At 65.6% G+C, this 17,404-nt stretch carries 16 protein-coding genes; 10 read left to right on the forward strand and 6 right to left on the reverse strand.

Features of this window, described 5'->3' with window-relative positions; all coding sequences use genetic code 11:
- Positions 1-161 precede the first annotated feature (161 nt).
- The 6 genes from FOA17_RS15400 to FOA17_RS15425 all read left to right on the forward strand — a co-directional run bounded on the left by FOA17_RS15400 (position 162) and on the right by FOA17_RS15425 (position 7,712).
- Positions 162-2,243 carry an oxidoreductase gene (locus FOA17_RS15400; RefSeq protein WP_149142378.1) on the forward strand — a complete coding sequence of 694 codons (2,082 nt, stop codon included), beginning with the start codon at positions 162-164 and terminating at the stop codon, positions 2,241-2,243.
- Positions 2,244-2,246: 3 nt separating this feature from the next.
- Positions 2,247-3,317 (forward strand): ABC transporter ATP-binding protein, encoded by a 1,071-nt coding sequence (locus tag FOA17_RS15405; RefSeq protein ID WP_149142379.1) that lies wholly within the window; start codon positions 2,247-2,249, stop codon positions 3,315-3,317.
- Positions 3,314-4,192 (forward strand): ABC transporter permease, encoded by an 879-nt coding sequence (locus tag FOA17_RS15410; RefSeq protein ID WP_149142380.1) that lies wholly within the window; start codon positions 3,314-3,316, stop codon positions 4,190-4,192. Before FOA17_RS15405 ends, FOA17_RS15410 begins: the two co-directional genes overlap by 4 nt.
- Entirely contained in the window at positions 4,185-4,976 is a 792-nt protein-coding gene (locus tag FOA17_RS15415; RefSeq protein WP_149142381.1) for an ABC transporter permease, read from the forward strand. The genes FOA17_RS15410 and FOA17_RS15415 overlap by 8 nt, the downstream gene beginning before the upstream one ends.
- A gap of 30 nt (positions 4,977-5,006) precedes the next feature.
- A complete protein-coding gene (locus FOA17_RS15420; protein ID WP_238991840.1) occupies positions 5,007-6,026 on the forward strand; it encodes an extracellular solute-binding protein in 1,020 nt (339 codons plus the stop codon).
- A gap of 63 nt (positions 6,027-6,089) precedes the next feature.
- Entirely contained in the window at positions 6,090-7,712 is a 1,623-nt protein-coding gene (locus FOA17_RS15425) for an amidohydrolase (protein ID WP_149142382.1), read from the forward strand.
- A 6-nt stretch (positions 7,713-7,718) separates the two neighbouring features.
- Here the strand turns inward: FOA17_RS15425 and FOA17_RS15430 are convergent, their stop codons facing one another.
- Positions 7,719-8,387: an NnrU family protein gene (locus tag FOA17_RS15430; RefSeq protein WP_149142383.1), complete on the reverse strand. Its 669-nt coding sequence runs from the start codon at positions 8,385-8,387 to the stop codon at positions 7,719-7,721.
- A gap of 108 nt (positions 8,388-8,495) precedes the next feature.
- On the opposite strand from FOA17_RS15430, the gene FOA17_RS15435 reads away from it, so the two are divergent.
- A complete protein-coding gene (locus FOA17_RS15435) occupies positions 8,496-9,194 on the forward strand; it encodes a CbiX/SirB N-terminal domain-containing protein (RefSeq protein ID WP_149142384.1) in 699 nt (232 codons plus the stop codon).
- A 6-nt stretch (positions 9,195-9,200) separates the two neighbouring features.
- Here FOA17_RS15435 and mog read toward each other — a convergent pair whose 3' ends face one another.
- The 5 genes from mog to FOA17_RS15460 all read right to left on the reverse strand — a co-directional run bounded on the left by mog (position 9,201) and on the right by FOA17_RS15460 (position 13,804).
- Entirely contained in the window at positions 9,201-9,728 is a 528-nt protein-coding gene (gene mog / locus FOA17_RS15440) for a molybdopterin adenylyltransferase (protein ID WP_149142385.1), read from the reverse strand.
- Positions 9,725-10,222, reverse strand: coding sequence for a DUF2478 domain-containing protein (locus FOA17_RS15445; RefSeq protein ID WP_149142386.1), 498 nt, complete (start codon positions 10,220-10,222; stop codon positions 9,725-9,727). The genes mog and FOA17_RS15445 overlap by 4 nt, the downstream gene beginning before the upstream one ends.
- 61 nt (positions 10,223-10,283) lie before the next feature.
- Positions 10,284-11,315, reverse strand: a complete 1,032-nt coding sequence (gene ppk2, locus FOA17_RS15450) for a polyphosphate kinase 2 (protein ID WP_238991841.1) — start codon at positions 11,313-11,315, stop codon at positions 10,284-10,286.
- 311 nt (positions 11,316-11,626) lie between these two features.
- Positions 11,627-13,372, reverse strand: coding sequence for a bifunctional helix-turn-helix transcriptional regulator/alpha/beta hydrolase (locus FOA17_RS15455; protein ID WP_162528277.1), 1,746 nt, complete (start codon positions 13,370-13,372; stop codon positions 11,627-11,629).
- A gap of 57 nt (positions 13,373-13,429) precedes the next feature.
- Positions 13,430-13,804, reverse strand: a complete 375-nt coding sequence (locus tag FOA17_RS15460; protein ID WP_149142388.1) for a hypothetical protein — start codon at positions 13,802-13,804, stop codon at positions 13,430-13,432.
- Between the two features lie 147 nt (positions 13,805-13,951).
- On the opposite strand from FOA17_RS15460, the gene FOA17_RS15465 reads away from it, so the two are divergent.
- The 3 genes from FOA17_RS15465 (at position 13,952) to FOA17_RS15475 (ending at position 17,294) form a co-directional block, all read left to right on the forward strand.
- Complete coding sequence (locus tag FOA17_RS15465; protein WP_149142389.1) at positions 13,952-14,581, forward strand: glutathione S-transferase family protein; 630 nt, start codon at positions 13,952-13,954, stop codon at positions 14,579-14,581.
- A 110-nt stretch (positions 14,582-14,691) separates the two neighbouring features.
- Complete coding sequence (gene parE / locus FOA17_RS15470; protein ID WP_149142390.1) at positions 14,692-16,647, forward strand: DNA topoisomerase IV subunit B; 1,956 nt, start codon at positions 14,692-14,694, stop codon at positions 16,645-16,647.
- Between the two features lie 56 nt (positions 16,648-16,703).
- A complete protein-coding gene (locus tag FOA17_RS15475; RefSeq protein ID WP_149142391.1) occupies positions 16,704-17,294 on the forward strand; it encodes a RelA/SpoT domain-containing protein in 591 nt (196 codons plus the stop codon).
- The last annotated feature ends 110 nt before the right edge of the window (positions 17,295-17,404 follow it).

The following is a 17,404-nucleotide window of genomic DNA, read 5'->3' on the forward strand; positions in this document are numbered from 1 at the left end:
CTTTGCGCGATGCCCGGATTTTCGGCACTTCGACCAATCCGAACGCAACTTGAGGCGTGCTTAGCCTGCCCCTAATTCCGGCTTCCGAAGCCCGTTCTTTATCCTGGGCGCGGCAGGGGGTCTGCTGGAGGCAACCTCTCCAGCCGACGGAGCCCGGAGCCTTGCGCGATCCCCGCTACGATATCCTGTTTCAGCCCATGGCCATTGGCCCGTTGACCGCGAAAAACCGTTTCTATCAGGTGCCGCATTGCAATGGCGGCGGCTACCGTGACCCCTCGGCCGCCGCCGCAATGCGTGGCATCAAGGCCGAAGGCGGCTGGGGCGTGATCTTCACCGAACAGACCGAGATGCACCAGACCTCGGAAATCACGCCCTTCATCGAGCTGCGGCTGTGGGAGGACAAGGATATTCCCGGCCTGCGCAAGATGTCGGAGGCGATGAAGACGCATGGCGCGCTGGCGGGAATCCAGCTGGCTTACAGTGGCATCAACGGGCCGAATTTCTATACCAAGGAAGTGCCGCTGGCGCCGACCGCGCTGCCGATCCGCACCTTCACCAATGATCCGGTGCAGGCCCGCGCGATGGACAAGAGCGACATTCGCAACCTGCGCCGCTGGTTCGTGAACGCGGCGAAACGGTCGAAACTGGCGGGGTTCGACCTGATCTGCCTTTACGGCGCGCATGGGTTCGGCATCTTCCAGCATTTCCTCAGCCGCGCCACCAACCAGCGCTCCGACGAATATGGCGGCAGTCTGGAAAACCGCTCGCGCTTTGCGCGCGAGGTGGTGGCGGATATGCGCGATGCCGTGGGCGATACGATGGCGCTGACGATGCGGGTCAGCCTTGACGAAAACATCGGCGATCTGGGCTTTTCCAATGCGGAACTGCGCGACTTCATCGCGATGAATGCCGATCTGCCTGACCTGTGGGATCTGGCGCAGGGGACGTGGGAAGATTGCTCCGGCCCATCGCGCTTCAAGGAGGAAGCCGCGCAAGAGGTGCTGGTGAAGGGCATCCGCGAACTTTCCTCGAAACCCGTGGTCGGCGTGGGCCGCTTCACATCGCCCGATGTGATGGCGCGGATGGTGCGGCAGGGCACGCTGGATTTCATCGGCTGCGCGCGCCCCTCCATCGCCGATCCTTTCCTGCCGAAAAAGGTCGAGGAAGGCCGGATCGAGGATATCCGCGAATGTATCGGCTGCAATATCTGCATCACCGGCGACATGACCATGTCGATCAGCCGCTGCACCCAGAACCCCACCTTCATGGAGGAATGGCGCAAGGGCTGGCATCCCGAAAAGATCGCCGCGCGGGGCGAGAGCGAGAATGTGCTGGTGATCGGTTCCGGCCCGGCGGGGCTGGAGGCCGCGCGGGCGCTCAGCCTGCGCGGCTATGACGTGGCGCTGGCCGAGGCTGGCGATGCGTTCGGCGGCCGCGTGGCGCGCGAACGGCTGTTGCCCGGCCTGTCGGCCTGGGGGCGGGTGATGGATTACCGGCTGTATCAGATCGGCCAGCGGCCCAATGTGCAGATGTATCCGGGATCGGAACTGGGCGTCGAGGAGGTGCTGGACTTCGGCTTCCAGAATATCTGCGTGGCGACCGGCAGTCATTGGCGCAGTGACGGCGTGGCGCGGCAGCATGTGGTGCCGATGCCGGGCCTTGGCGCCCTGCCCGCCTTCACGCCCGATGACCTGATGGCGGGGCGGATGCCTGCGGGCCGCGTCGTGGTCTATGATGACGATCACTATTACATGGGCGGCGTGCTGGCCGAGTTGTGCGCCAAAGCGGGTTGCGAGGTCACGCTCGTCACCCCCGCCGCCTTCGTCTCGGACTGGACGCGCAACACGCTGGAACAGGGCGCCATTCACCGCCGTCTGGTGGAGGCAGGCGTGCAGATCGTGCTGAATACCGGCGTGACCGCCCTGCGCGCCGACGGGGTGGAGGCGAACTGCGCCTATACCGATGCCCGCCGGGTGATCGAGGCGGATGCGGTGGTGCTGGTCGCCTCGCGCGCCTCGAACGATGCGCTGTATCACGGGCTGAAGGCGCGGCAGGCCGATTGGGCCGATGCCGGCATCCGCAGCGTGCAGATCATCGGCGACGCCGCCGCCCCCGGCCCGATCGCCTGGGCGACCTATGCCGGCCACCGCTATGCGCGCGAAGTCGATACCGGGGTCTGGACCGAGGACTGGGGCGATACCCTGTCCTTCCGGCGCGAAATCACCGAACTGGCGGCGGATTGAGCCATGGAACGCAAGAAAGCCATCGAGGTTCAGAATGTCGCCAAATCCTTCGGCAGCTTTCAGGCGCTGAAGGGGGTCAGCTTCGACATCTATGACAACGAATTCTTTACCATGCTGGGGCCGTCGGGCTGCGGCAAGACTACGCTGCTGCGGATGATTGCCGGGTTTGAAAGCCCGACCGCGGGGACCATCCGCCTGCATGGCCGCGACATCCTTGACCAGCCGCCGCACAAGCGCCGGGTCAATACGGTGTTCCAAAGCTACGCCCTGTTCCCGCATATGACGCTGGAGGCGAATATCGCCTTCGCGCTGGAAAATCTGGGCTGGGAAAAGGCGCGCATCCGCGACCGCGTGGCGCAGATGCTGGATCTGGTGCATATGACACCCTTTGCCCGCCGCCGCCCGGCGCAGCTTTCGGGCGGGCAGCGGCAGCGCATCGCGCTGGCCCGGGCGCTGGCCTCGGAACCCGAGGTGCTGCTGCTGGACGAGCCGCTTTCGGCGCTCGACCTCAAGCTGCGGCAGGCGATGCGGGATGAATTGCGCGCGTTGCAGCGCGCCACCGGCATCACCTTCATCTTCGTGACCCACGATCAGGAAGAGGCGCTCGACATGTCCGACCGCATCTGCGTGCTGGGCGCGGGCGAGGTGCAGCAGATCGGCGCCCCGAACGAGATCTACGAAGACCCCGAAAACCGCTTTGTCGCGGATTTCATCGGCGAGACGAATTTCCTGCCCGCCGAGGTGGTCTCGGTCGAGGGCGACCGGGCGACGGTGACAACCCCGCTGGGGCCGGTCACCACCTGGCACAAGGGCGCGGTGGCGGGGGCGCCAGCCATGCTGTCGCTGCGGCCCGAAAAGATCGGGATGGAGGATCAGGCCCCGGGCGAGGCGCTGCATGGCACCATCACCGGGCGCAATTACATGGGCGGCTATACCCATTACACCGTCACGGTGAACGGCACCGAATTGCGGGTGTCGAAACGCAATGCGGTGTCGCATGGCGCGAGCCTTGCCATCGGCGCGCCGGTGCGGCTGGGCTTTCGCCCCGACAGCGCGCGGGTGCTGGCCCGATGAACTGGCGCGATTTCCGCATCTGGGGCCTTGCCCCCGCCTGGGTTATCATGGCGCTGACGCTGGTCCTGCCCATCGGCATCGTCGTGCTGGTCAGCCTTTCGATCCGCGGCGCCTATGGCGGATTTGACTGGGGCCTGTCCTTCGACAGCTACGCGAAGATCCTGTTCGAGGAAGATTGGGACGGCAATCTTGCCTTTACCCCGCAATACCTGGCCATCATCGGGCGCACGCTCTGGCTGGCCGGGCTGACGACGCTGATCTGCGCGGCGCTTGCCCTGCCCGCCGCCTATGTCATCGCACAGGCCCCGGCGCGGTGGAAGGCGGTGCTGGTCTATCTGGTCACGCTGCCCTTCTGGGTGTCGATGATCGTGCGGGTCTATGCGTGGATCATCATTCTGGGCAATGACGGGGTGATCGAGAAAACCCTGCGCGGGCTTGGCCTTGTGGCCGATATGGACAGTCTTCTGTTCACCAATGGCGCCATGCTCACGGGGCTGGTCTACAGCTATATCCCGCTGATGATCCTGCCGGTTTTCGCCAGTATCGAAAAGCTGGACCCTGCCCTGATCGAGGCGAGCCACGATCTTTACGGCAGCCGCTGGGTCACTGCGCGGCGGGTGATCCTGCCCTTGACCCTGCCGGGGCTGATGGCCGGCGCGGTGCTGGTCTTCGTGCCCTGCCTGGGCGCGGTGCTGGAGCCGATCCTGCTGGGCGGCGGCAAGGTCATGCTGATGGGCAACCTGATCCAGACCCAGTTCGGCGGCGGGCGCAACTGGCCCTTTGGCGCGGCGATTGCCGTTACGCTGATGGGGCTGGTGATGATCTTCCTGATGCTGAACGCGCTGCGGGCGCGGCGGGAGGTGAGCCATGCGTGACGTGCGGCGCTATCCGGGCGCGCGGATCTTCACCGCGCTGTTCTTTCTCTGGCTTTATCTGCCGATCCTTGTGGTCATCGCCTACAGCTTCAACGAAAACCGCCTCGCCTCGGTCTGGACCGGGTTTTCGCTCCGCTGGTATGAAAGTGCGCTGCACAACCGGGCGCTGCTGGATGCGGTGCAGATCTCGCTGACCGTGGCCGGCATCGCCACGGCCATTGCGACGACGGTCGCCCTGATGGCCGCGCTGGTGCTGGTGCGGGGGCGCGATGTCAGGCTGCGGCGGCTGTCGGAGACGGTGGTGAACCTGCCCCTGCTGCTGCCCGAAATCGTGCTGGCGGTGGCGGTTTTGATCCTGTTCTCGCAGATCGGGCTTCAGAACGGCCTTCTGAAACTGGTGATCGCCCATTCGGCCTTTTGCATCCCCTTTGCCTTCCTGCCGATCCGCGCCCGCCTGCAAGGGATGGAGCCGGATTTCGAGGAGGCCGCGCAAGACCTTTACGCAAGCCCTTGGGTCACCTTCCGCCGTGTCACCCTGCCCCTGATCGCGCCGGGGGTCTTTGCCGGGGCGATGCTGGCCTTCGTGATCTCGATGGATGATTTCATCACCTCGAACCTGCTCAATTCCGGCGGATCGACCACGCTGCCGGTCTATATCTTCGGCCTGATCAAACAGGGCACCACGCCCGAGCTGAACGCGATTTCCACGCTGATCGTGCTGGGCTCGCTGATCCTGGCCACCACCGCGCTTGTGCTGACCTTTCGCAACCCAAACCGGGCATGAAGACCCGGATCACCCTTCAAGGAGACCTTCATGACGATGCGCATTCTGCTGACCTCTGCCCTTCTGGCCCTGCCCGCTGCCGCGCAGGCCGAAGGGGTGCTGAACCTCTATATCTGGTCCGACAGCATCTCGCCCGAGCTGATCGCGAAATTCGAATCCGAGACCGGGATCAAGGTCAATGTCGATGGTTTCAATTCCAACGAAGACCTGCTGACCAAATTGCAGGCCGGCGCCTCGGGCTATGATCTGGTCACGCCCTCGCAGCATTTCCTCAAGATCATGGCGGATGAGGGGCTGCTGGAGGATATCGACGCCCATGACCTTGCGGCCTATCAGGCGGTCGATGAAAAATGGCGCGGGCAGTGGTGGGATGAGACCAACGAATATTCCATCCCGCTGGCCTTTGGCACCGCCGGTTTCACGGTGAACCGCGATCAATACAAGGGGCCGGTGGACAGCTGGGCCGCCTTCTTTGAACCGGGCGAGGATCTGAAGGGCAAGATCGCCTCGCTTTCCTATCCCGACGAGGTGGTGGGCGCCGCGCAGCTTTATCTTGGCGTGCCCTTCTGTTCCGAGGATTCGGCCGAGATGAAGCGCGTCTATGACCTGCTGGCCGCGCAAAAGCCCTTTGTCGCCGCCTATACCAGCGACAATATCGAAAACCGCATTGGCGGCGGTGAAGTGGCGATGCATTTCTGGTGGGATGGCAATTCGATGAAGACCCGCGCCAATGACGGCGCGCCCATCGAATATGCCATGCCGAAAGAGGGGCTGGTGGGCTGGCTGGACAGCTTCGTGGTGCCCAAGGGGGCCGCGAATGTGGAGAACGCCAAGAAATTCATCGACTTCATGTCCACCGTCGAGAACGCGACGGCGCAATACAATTTCTACGGCCATTCCGCCCCGGTGAAAATCGACACCGCAAGCGCGAAATACACCCCCGAAAACGCGCCTGAGCTGTTCCCCACGGTCAAGGTCGAATTCTCGCGCGCCTGTTCGCCGGCGGCGCAGGATCTGGTGACGAAGGTCTGGACCCAGCTTCTGCAATAACACGGCACCCCCTGCCCGGCGGCGCCCGCGTATCGCGCCGCCGGGGCTTTTCACGAGGCCGTCATGGATCTGGTCATTCGAAACGCCGTCCGCTTTCCCGATGGCACGCCGGTCGCGCTGGCGGTGCAAGGCGGCCTGATCGCCTGGATCGGACCCGTGGCCGAGGCGCCGGCGGCCCCACAGGTGATCGACGCGGGCGGCGCCACGCTGCTGCCCGCCTTTACCGAAAGCCATGTGCATCTGTTTCTGGGCGGCACCGCGCTTGGCCAGTTGAACCTGGCCGCCATTGGCGATGTGGCGGGGTTCCGCTCGGCCTTGCGCGGCTTTGCCGGCACGCTGGCGCCCGGCGCATTCCTCTGCGGCTATGGCGCGAATTACGAAATGCTGGGCCCCGGCACCCGGCCCGACCGGCATGCGCTGGATGCGGCGGTGGCGGATCGGCCGGTGTTCATTACCTCCACCGATTATCACGCGGCCTGGGCCAATACGGCGGCACTGCGGCTGGCGGGCATCCTGCACGGTGCCGAAACGCCGCCGGGGGCGGAGGTGGTGATGGGGCCGGATGGCCTTGCCACCGGCGAATTGCGCGAGGGCGCGGCGATGGAACTGGTCCGCCGTCTGACGCCGACCGGCGGGCGCGACAGCACCGCGATGATCGGGCAGGAACCGCCCGGCACGCCCGATGCCGCGATGCGGGCGCGCGACAAGGCCACCATTCTGCGCGCCTGCCATGAACTCGCCCGCCACGGCATCACCAGCGCGGTGAACATGGATGGCAATCTTTATCAGGCGGGGCTTTTCACCGAACTGGCCGAGGATTTGCCGATCCGCGTCAAGCTGCCGATGAACCTGACCGAGGATCAGGACGCGGCGCGCGTGGCTGCCCTGATCGCGCAGGCACAGGCCGCGCCGGTGGGGCGGCTGGAATTCGGCATGATCAAGATGTTCATGGACGGGGTCTTTGACACCTGGACCGCGCATGTGGTCGGCGGCTATCCCGACGACCCCGGCAATGACGGGCCGCGGCTGATTTCCGCCCCCGCCTTCGCGCGGCTTTGCACGCAGGCCGATGCGGCGGGGTTGCAGATCGCGGTGCATGCCGTGGGCGATGGCGCGGTGCGCGCCGTGCTGGACGGCTATCAGGCCGCCCGCGCCGCCAATGGCCCGCGCGACAGCCGCCACCGGATCGAACATATCGACACGATAACCGAAGCCGACCTGCCCCGCCTGCGCGACCTCGGCGTCATGGCCTCGATGCAGCCGGTGCATCCGCCCGGCAGCGCCGGCCTGCCGCTGGAGCCGACGATCTCCATCATGGGTCGCGACCGCTGGTCGACCGCCTTTGCCTGGGCGCGGATCGCGGGCCAGGGCACGCCGCTGGCCTTTGGCACCGACTGGCCGGTCTCGCCGCTCGACCCGCTTTATTGCCTGCATTGCGCGCTGTCGCGCCGCCCCTGGGCCGCGGACATGCCGGATCAGCGGCTTGATCTTGCCACCGCGCTTGCCGCCTATGGTGCCGGCGGCGCCTATGGCATGTTCGCGGAACGCCGGCGCGGCGCGTTGCGGGTCGGGATGGAGGCGGATGTGATCCTGGTCGCGGGCGATCTGGCGGGGCTTGCCGCCCGCGCCGATGCCGCGCGGGTCACGCTGACCCTGCGCGCGGGGACGGTGATCTGGCAGGAATGACGCCGCTCAGGGCGCGGGGCTGACCCCGATCACCGGCAGGTGCAGATGCCAGAGCCCCGCCCAGATCACCACTGCCAGCCCCAGCCGCCACAGCGGCGGGCGATAGCTGTGCCAGGCCCCGGCAAAGGGCAGGTTCGACGTGCCCGAGGCCCGCGTCATCCATTGATCCGCGCCCCAGAGCCGGCGGTTGCGCCGGTCGATCATCGCCATGCCTGCCAGCGCATAGACGGCGAACAGGCCGAACAGGATCACATGCGCCAGATCGCCATTGACCAGCAGATGCACCCCCGCCCACAGCGCCAGCGCGGTCAGCAGCGGGTGGCGCACCACACCGGCCAGCCCGGGCCGCGCCGGATCGAACCCCGCCACGCGCCCGCCAAAACTGAGCGGATTGGGCGCGCCCAGCGACAGGGTGATCAGCCCCACCGCGACCGGCATCGCCAGATTGGCCAGCCAGCGCATCCACGGCGCCTGATCCCAGAGCGGCACAAAGGGCGCGCGCCCGGCGGCGGCGATGACCCAGACCAGCAGCGCCAGCGACAAGAGACCATAGCCCATGCCATAGCCCCGCCGCCCCAGCCGCGCGATCAGTGCCGCCTTGATTCCGGCCCGGGCGGGGATCACATGGCTGGCCATGAAGGCGGCCAGCGCCAGGGCAAATTCCATCCAGTCCATTGCGGGGGTCCATCGCGGCTTCCTGTTCGGCGCCATCCTAGCGCGCCGGCCGGCCCCGGCAAGTCGCGGGTACTGGACAATGCGCCGCAGCGCCTTATCTTCGGCGCCATGACCCTAGGCACCCTTCCCCAGGCCATTCTCGTCGCGCATGGCGCGCCCGCCGATCCGATCCCGCAGGAGCGCTGGATGCAGGCGCTGGCCGCGCGGGTGCGGATGTGGCGGCCCGGCTGGCGCATCGCGGGCACCACGCTGGCCCTGCCCGGCGCGTTGGAGGAGGCGGCGGCGCGGTTGCCGCAGGCGGTGATCCTGCCCTTCTTCATGGCCGAGGGCTGGTTCACCCGCCAGCAATTGCCCAAGCTCCTGCGCGCGGCGGGTCTGGGCGCGGCGCGGCAGTTGCCGGCCTTTGGCCATCACCCCTCCCTGCCCGATCTGCTGGCGCAGGTGGCGGTGCGGGCCGCACAGGCGCAGGGCCTGCCCGAAACCGCCACGCTGCTGCTGGCCGCCCATGGCAGCCAGGTGTCGCGCGCCTCGGCCAGCCGGACCGAGGAACTGGCCGTCCTGCTGCGCGCGCTGACCCGTTTTCACGTCGTCACCGGCTATGTCGAGGAGGCGCCCTTTCTGACCGATGCGGCGCGCGGCCTTGGCCCGGCCCTGTGCCTGCCGCTGTTTGCCACCCGCGCGGGCCATGTGGCCGAGGATGTGCCGGCGGCGCTGACCGAGGCCGGCTTCACCGGCCCGCTATTGCCCGCCATCGGCGAACATGCCGATGTGGCGCGGCTGATCGCCGACAGCCTGTCTGAGACGTAAACCGCGCTATTTCGCCGGGCGGAACGCCTTGCAGACCTTGGGGTCGGTCTCGATCCACCCGGCGCCCATCAGGTCAAGGCAATAGGGCACCGCCGGAAAGACCGCGTCCAGACAGGTGTCGATGGCCGAGGGCTTGCCCGGCAGGGTGATGATGAGGCAGCGCCCGCGCGTGCCCGCCCCCTGCCGCGACAGGATCGCCGTCGGCACCTCGCGCAGGCTGACGGCGCGCATCAATTCGCCAAAGCCGGGAAAGTGGCGTTCGACCACATCATCCATCGCCTCGGGCGTTTCGTCGCGCGGGCTGGGGCCGGTGCCGCCGGTCGCCAGGATCAGATCGGCGCCGCCCGCATCGGCCCAGCGGCGCAAGGCCGACGCAACGCTGTCGCGCCCGTCGGGGACGATTTCGCGCACCACCTCCAGCGGCGAGATGACGGCGCGGCGCAGCCAGGCCTCGATCGCCGGGCCGCCCTTGTCTTCGTAGATACCCGCCGCCGCGCGGTCCGATACCGTGATCACCGCGACCTTCGCGCTCATGCCGCCGCCTCCAGCACCGATTGCACCCAGTCGGCCAATGCCTCGGGGGCGACCGGCTCGGCCAGGTCGCCGGCGAAATCGGCAAAGGCGCCGGCATTGGTGGCATTGACCCCGATCAGCACCGGCAGGCCCGCCGCCAGGGCCTCGGCGATCAGGGTGCGAAAGCCGCGCCCCTCGGCCTCGTGCTTGCCGAACTTGTTGACGATCAGCAGCCGCGCAGGCGCCAGACGCGCCGCGACCTCGGCCACCGCGCCCTCCAGCGCGCCGGCATCCAGCCGACAGCCCGACGACCCGGCGCCCAGGGTCTGACTGATGCGGATCACCGGCCCGTCGGGCAGCACCTGCACATCCATGTCGCAACTGTCGCCGCAATCGAGGTTGTGTTGCACCGCCCCGGCCAGCGGCAGCCCCTGCGCCATCAGGCGCTGCGCCAGCCCGGCCAGAAGGCGATCCGTCTCGCCCCGGCCGGGAAGGGTGACATATCCGATCCGCATGCGCCTGCTCCTTTGCGCCCGACCATCGCGCCGGGCGCCGCCGGTTGCAAGCCCCCGCGGATCAGACCGCCGGCGCCACCGGGCGCAGCCGGCTGTAATCATGCGGCAGCGCGGTATCGAGGATATGCCCCTCGCCGCCAATCACCTGATGCGCGCGCCCCACAATCAGCGGATCGGGCGTGCCGATCACCGCGTGATCCTTGCCGGGATAGTCGATGGTGGACAGGAAATGCCGCATGCAATTGAGCCGCGCGCGTTTCTTGTCGTTCGATTTCACGATGGTCCAGGGCGCGTCGGCGGTGTCGGTATAAAAGAACATCGCCTCTTTCGCCTCGGTATAGTCATCCCATTTGTCGAGGCTCGCCTTGTCGATGGGCGAGAGTTTCCACATCTTCAGCGGATCGGTCTCGCGCGCCGTGAAGCGGCGGAACTGTTCCTCGCGCGTGACCGAGAACCAGTATTTGTAAAGCCGGATCCCCGACCGGACCAGCATCCGTTCCATCTCGGGCACCTGGCGCATGAATTCCAGATATTCCGAAGGGGTGCAAAAGCCCATCACGCGCTCCACCCCGGCGCGGTTATACCAGCTGCGGTCGTAGAACACGATTTCGCCCGCCGTGGGCAGGTGCTGGATATAGCGCTGAAAGAACCATTCGCCCTTTTCCTTTTCCGAGGGCTTGGTCAGCGCGACCACGCGGGCATAGCGCGGGTTGAGATGTTCCATGAAGCGCTTGATCGTGCCGCCCTTGCCGGCGGCATCGCGGCCTTCCATCAGCACGACGAATTTCTGCCCCGTCTCCTGCGCCCAGATCTGGACCTTGAGCAATTCGGCCTGAAGCCGGGCCTTTTCGGCCTCATAGGGCACGCGGCCCAGCGGGCGGGCATAGGGGTATTTGCCGGATTCAAAGGCGTGGCGGATGGCATCCGGCGTCGCCTTGGGAAATTCGCGCGGGCCATGGGTGGGAAAATCCCCCGAGCGCGGGGCGGCGGGCACGGCGGGCGTTTCGGTGGTGATTTCGGCCATCTCCGGCACGGGTTCGATGCGGGTGGCGGCCCCGGCTTCGGCACTCATCTCGGGCATCTTGTCTTCCATACGGCGTCTCCTCTGCACTTTTTCCATACACGCGGAGGCAGACTGCCCCTGCCGCAGGGGCCTGCCTTGATACGCGTCAAGATGGCGCAGTTTTTGAGACGGATGTTGCACGGGGATCGCAGCCCGCACCCCGGATGGCGGCCCCATAAACCAACAGGGCGGCGGACCCCAGATCCGCCGCCCTGCCTTGAGGGGGATGATATCGTTCTGAAAAGCGGCGCAATATGTTTAGGTCATGCCCCGATGCTAGCCGAGTCGTCCGAACCACCGCATACCCCACATGCGGTAAATTGACCTGCCTTCCCTACACGTCAACGCGGCAACAGCGCCTGCACCCGTTCCAGCACCTGCCGCCATTCCTTGAAGAACAAGAGTTGCCCGGTGCGCGGCAGGAATTCGATGGTCAGTTCGGGATAATCCACCATCAGTTCGCGAATGGTCAGCACCGGGGTCTGCGGATCCTGGTCGCCCTGCAACAGCCGCACCGGCACCTTCACCGCATGGATCAGCCCCGACCAGTCGCGTTCGGAACTGATGCATTCGCGGGTAAAGGCCTCATGCGCCGAGGTGCGGGCGCCCAGACAGATCTCCGATCCCTCCAGCACGGCGGCGCGCACCTCCGGGTCGGCGAAGGTCTCCATATCGGCGGGCGAGCCGCCATTGACCTGGGCAAAGAACTTTTCCTTGCCCAGCTTGCGCGCCAGGCTGAACCCGGCCTGAACCAGAAACGGCAAGACCTTGGGCGCATATCGCGCATTGGCCAGGATGAAGCGCTGCCATTTGTCCATGCGTTCGTATTGCGCGGCGGTGCGCAGCGGCAATTGCGCGGCGCAGCCCAGAATGCCGCTGACCAGCCCCGGCCGCAGGTTCGACAGCGCCAGTGCAAAGCGCAGATCGGCGCCCAGACAGATCACCGCCGCCCGCTCGATGCCCAGATGATCCAGCAGCGCCGCATAATCCTCGGCGCAGCCCTGGACGTGATCGACCCCCTTGGCGAGCAAGGCGCTGCGCCCGTAGCCCGCCCGCACCAGCACCACCACGCGCAGCCCCTGCGACCGCGCCTGCCGTTCCGCCGCGGCGGGCCAGCGGATCAGCCCGTAATCGAGGTGCATGTAAAGCAGCGGCGTCCCCTTCGGATCGCCGAATTCGATATAATCCAGCGACCGTCCCCCGGGGCCGCGAAAGCTGGAAAACGGCAGCGGCTCCATCGCGCCTGCATTGCCGCGCATATTGGGCGCGACGGCGGGCAGCAGCGCCACATCCATCAGCCCCAGCACCACGCGCACCAGCTCCGACTGGCTGTGCGTCTCGGTCTTGGCGAGGATCGACCGCGCCTGGGTGCGCACCGTCTCGATCGAGCGGCCGCGCTGTTCGGCGATTTCCTTCAGCGGCAGGCCCAGGGTGATGCCGCGCACGATCTCCACCTCGGCGACGGTCAGGCCAAAGGCCTCTTGCACGGTATGGCTGAAATCGTCAGGCCAGAACAGTTCGGTCGAAAGCACCAGCGCCAGCCCCGGCTCGTCCAGCGCGCTGACCCGCAGGATCACCGGGCTGCCCGTGACCCCCGACCGGATGCGCAGCGTCGCCACCTTTTCAGCCCGGCCCGAGGCCACCTTGCGGATGACGCCGCGCAGGGTCTCCACATCCTCGGGGTCGAAGGGCAGCGCCGCGACCGGCCCGCCCTCGGCCAGACCGAAGGCACGGGCGGCGGCGCGGTTGCAGGCGGTGACGCGCGGGCCGCCATCGCTGACAAAGGCCGCCGAACGCGGGATGTCATCGAGCATGACGCGATAGCCGCCTTCGGCCCGCGTCGCCTCGTATCGGTCCAGAAACACCCGGGCGCGGTTGACATGGGCGTCGATCTCGGGGTCGTCCAGCGGCACCGCATTGTCCAGCGCGCCGACCCGCAGCGCGGTCACCCGTTCCTCCCAGACTTCCAGCAGGTCTTCCAGCCGGATGGGATCGAGCGCGACCTCATAGAGCCGATCCACGATCTCGGCCTTCTGGTCACGTTCGGCAAAGCGCGCCGAGTCGGGTCTGGGCGGGTGCTCGGTCATGTGCGAAGGCTTGCCGCTCCGCAGGTCGGATTGCAAGCCTGCCGTATGGCGCGCCATTCACCCGGCCCGGCTTTGCCGCCCGCCTGCCTGCCTTTGCGGCACTGCCGGACCCGCCGACAGGGCGAAAACAACCGCGGCAAGAGCGGCGGAGATCAGGCTCAACTCCAGCACCGGAAAGCCGCCGCGAAAGAAGAATCGCGCGCCCAGCAGGGCCAGTCCGATCTGGCTGCACGCCATGACCAGCACCACCGCCGGCAGGCGCAGCCGCCGCAGCGCCCCGCCCTGCAAGGCCACCGCCGCAGCAAAGGCCACCCCCGCCACCGCCAGCGTCAGCCCCGGGGCGATCTGGCCCCAGCTTTTCAGAAACAAGGCGCCCGTCGGATAGAGCAGCGCCGACAGGGCCGCGCAGGCCCCGGCAAACAGTCGGGTCATGGAAACCTCTTGCGGATCAAAAACAGACGACACGCGCCGCGAAATACCGGCGCCCTGCCATGGTGCCCTGTCACCGCCCTTTCGGCAAGGCTGTTGCCAAATTCCCATCGGCAAGGGATGAAGATTGCAGCGATGAGGAGACCCGCCATGCTGACCCTTTACGGCTGCTATCGTTCGCGCGCGTCGCGCCCGCTCTGGCTTCTGGCTGAAACCGGCACGCCCTTTACCCATGTGCCCGTGATCCAGGCCTATCGCCTGTCCGACCCCGATGCCGGCGGCGCCCCGGTCAATACCCGCAGCGCCAGCTTTCTGGCGGTGAACCCGATCGGACAGATCCCCGCGATGAAAGAGGGCGATCTGGTGCTGACCGAAAGCCTGGCGATCTGCCTGCATATCGCGCGGGCGCATGGCTTTGCGCTTGGCGGGCAGACGGCGGCGGAACAGGCGTTGCTGGAAAACTGGGCCCTGTTCGCGGCCACCTCGATCGAACCGCATTCCCTGCCGATCCTGCAATCCAAGGACGCGGCCGTGGTGGCGGCCGAGGCCGGCAAGCTCGCGCGTGGCGTGGCGCGGATCGAGGGGCATCTTCAGGGCCGCGACTGGCTGCTGGACCGTTTCACCGTGGCCGATATCATGGTGGCGGAATGCCTGCGCTATGCCCAGGGCCACAAGCCGCTGATCGAGGCCCATCCCCGCGCCGCCGCCTGGCTGCACCGCTGCCAGTCCCGCCCGGCCTTCCGCGCCATGTGGACCGCCCGCGAGGCGGAGCCGGTCTGACCCCCCAAAAGCTGCGTCCCGCGCCCCCTGCCCCACAACCGCTTGCGCTGCGCCCGGGTGGGTGGTCTAATCGCGCGCCATAACAAGACCGCAAGAGGAACCGAGCATCCATGGCCTCCGACATGTTTTCCGGCCAGCCCGACGACTATAACGCCGCCTCGATCGAGGTGCTGGAAGGGCTGGAGCCGGTGCGCAAGCGCCCCGGCATGTATATCGGCGGCACGGATGAACGGGCGCTGCATCACCTGGTGGCCGAAATCCTCGACAACTCCATGGACGAGGCGGTGGCGGGCCATGCCAACCGCATCGAGGTGGAACTGCACGAAGACCATTCGGTCACCGTGCGCGACAATGGCCGGGGCATGCCGGTCGATCCGCACCCGAAATTCCCCGGCAAATCCGCGCTGGAGGTCATTCTGACCGTGCTGCATGCGGGGGGCAAATTCTCGAACAAGGCCTATTCCACCTCGGGCGGGTTGAATGGCGTGGGTTCCTCGGTGGTGAACGCGCTGTCGGATTCGCTGATCGTGCAGGTCGCGCGCAACAAGGAGCTTTATGAGCAGCGCTTTGCCCGCGGTGTGCCGCAAGGCCCGATCGAGAAACTGGGCGCCGCCCCCAACCGCCGCGGGACGACCGTGACCTTCCACCCGGATCCGGAGATCTTCGGCTCGCTCAAGCTGAAACCCGCGCGGCTGTTCAAGATGGTGCGTTCAAAGGCCTATCTGTTCTCGGGCGTCGAAATCCGCTGGAAATCGGCGGTGGACGATGGCGAAACCCCGCAAGAGGCCACGTTCCACTTTCCCGGGGGCCTCGCGGATTACCTGAGCGAAAGCCTGCAAAATATTGAAACCTATTCGGAAAAGCCCTTTGCCGGGAAGGTGAACTTCACCGAGAAATACGGCGTCCCCGGTTCGGTGGAATGGGCAATCAACTGGACGCCCGCGCGCGATGGTTTCATTCACAGCTATTGCAACACCGTGCCCACCCCCGAGGGCGGCACGCATGAGGCCGGGTTCTGGGCTGCGATCCTGAAGGGCGTGCGCGCCTATGGCGAGCTGGTCAAGAACCGCAAGGCCGAACAGATCACCCGCGACGACCTGCTGGCGGGGGGCTGCGCGCTGGTGTCGTGCTTCATCCGCGAGCCGCAATTCGTGGGCCAGACCAAGGACCGCCTGTCCACCGAGGAGGCCGCGAAATGGGTCGAAGGCGCGGTGCGCGACCATTTCGACACCTGGCTGGCCAATGACACCAAATCGGCGGGCGCGATCCTCGATTTCCTGGTGCTGCGCGCCGAGGAACGGCTGCGGCGCCGGCAGGAAAAGGAAACGCAGCGCAAATCCGCGACCAAACGCCTGCGCCTGCCCGGCAAGCTGACCGATTGTTCCGCCAAGAACCGCGAGGGGACCGAGCTGTTCATCGTCGAGGGCGACTCGGCCGGCGGATCGGCCAAGGGCGCGCGCGACCGCGAATATCAGGCGCTGCTGCCCTTGCGCGGCAAGGTGCTGAACGTGCTGGGCGCGGCCTCGAACAAGCTGGCCGACAATGCCGAGATCCGCGATATCTGCGAGGCGCTTGGCGTCGGCATGGGCACGCGGTTCAAGGTCGATGACCTGCGCTATGACAAGATCATCATCATGACTGATGCCGATGTGGACGGCGCCCATATCGCCAGCCTCTTGATGACCTTTTTCTTTACCCAGATGCGCCCGCTGATCGACAAGGGGCACCTCTACCTCGCCTGCCCGCCGCTGTACCGGCTGACGCAGGGCGCCAAGCGGCTTTACGTCGCCAATGACGCGGAAAAGGAGCATTGGCTGGAAAAGGGCATCGGCGGCAAGGGCAAGATCGACGTGCAACGCTTCAAGGGTCTGGGCGAGATGGACGCCAAGGATTTGAAGGAAACCACGATGGACCCCAAATCCCGCACCCTGATCCGCGTCAGCATCGACGAGGACGAACCGGGCGAAACGGGCGATCTGGTGGAACGGCTGATGGGCAAGAAACCCGAGTTGCGCTTCCAGTATATCCAGGAAAACGCGCGGTTTGTGGAGGAACTGGATGTGTGAGGGGGCGTGAATGACCAGCCAAATTCAGAAGTATTATATGGATAAAATATATCAGCATGGCATCTAAATCAAAACTGGATCGTGCCGGAAGATATTTGAGCGACAGCAGTAAAGACTACGATGAGGAAATGTTAGAGCTCGAAATGCTCTTTGATGAATATAGAAAAGAGCACCTCGAACCTTTGACACGACTTACACTTGAACTACAACAGTGGCTGCACTCGCACAGCACAGAGTATTATATCGCCCAAAGATTGAAGAGAAAGCCGCAAATCCTTCGAAAACTAAAGATATTTAGCGTCCGCCTCACCCAATTGCAAGACATAGGCGGCTGCCGAATCATTGTCTCAAACAACAATGACGTGAATGAACTTTTCAGGTACATCTCGGAGAAGTTGAACGAGAGTACTTTCGTAAAGATACTACGCGTGACCGATTACAGAGAAAAAGGAAGAGACGACACAGGCTATCGTGCGCTGCATATTATTCTTGAAGTATCGGGCCGAATGCTTGAATTGCAACTGCGCAGCAGAATTCAACACTACTGGTCAGAAAGCATAGAGCGGACATCTGTAATTTACGGGCATCGCCTAAAGGAGAAGGAAGGTGATCCGCTGATAATTGAGTACTTGTTTGATCCCGGATGATCACATTTCCCCTCGGCGATCTGCACTCTTCATGGCAAGATCGGTGCTGAGGGGCATTCGGGACGGGGCACGGTCATGCTGATCCATCTTCACAGCCAAGCGACGACGAC

This window comes from Gemmobacter caeruleus (assembly GCF_008271655.1).
GTDB lineage: Bacteria > Pseudomonadota > Alphaproteobacteria > Rhodobacterales > Rhodobacteraceae > Gemmobacter > Gemmobacter caeruleus.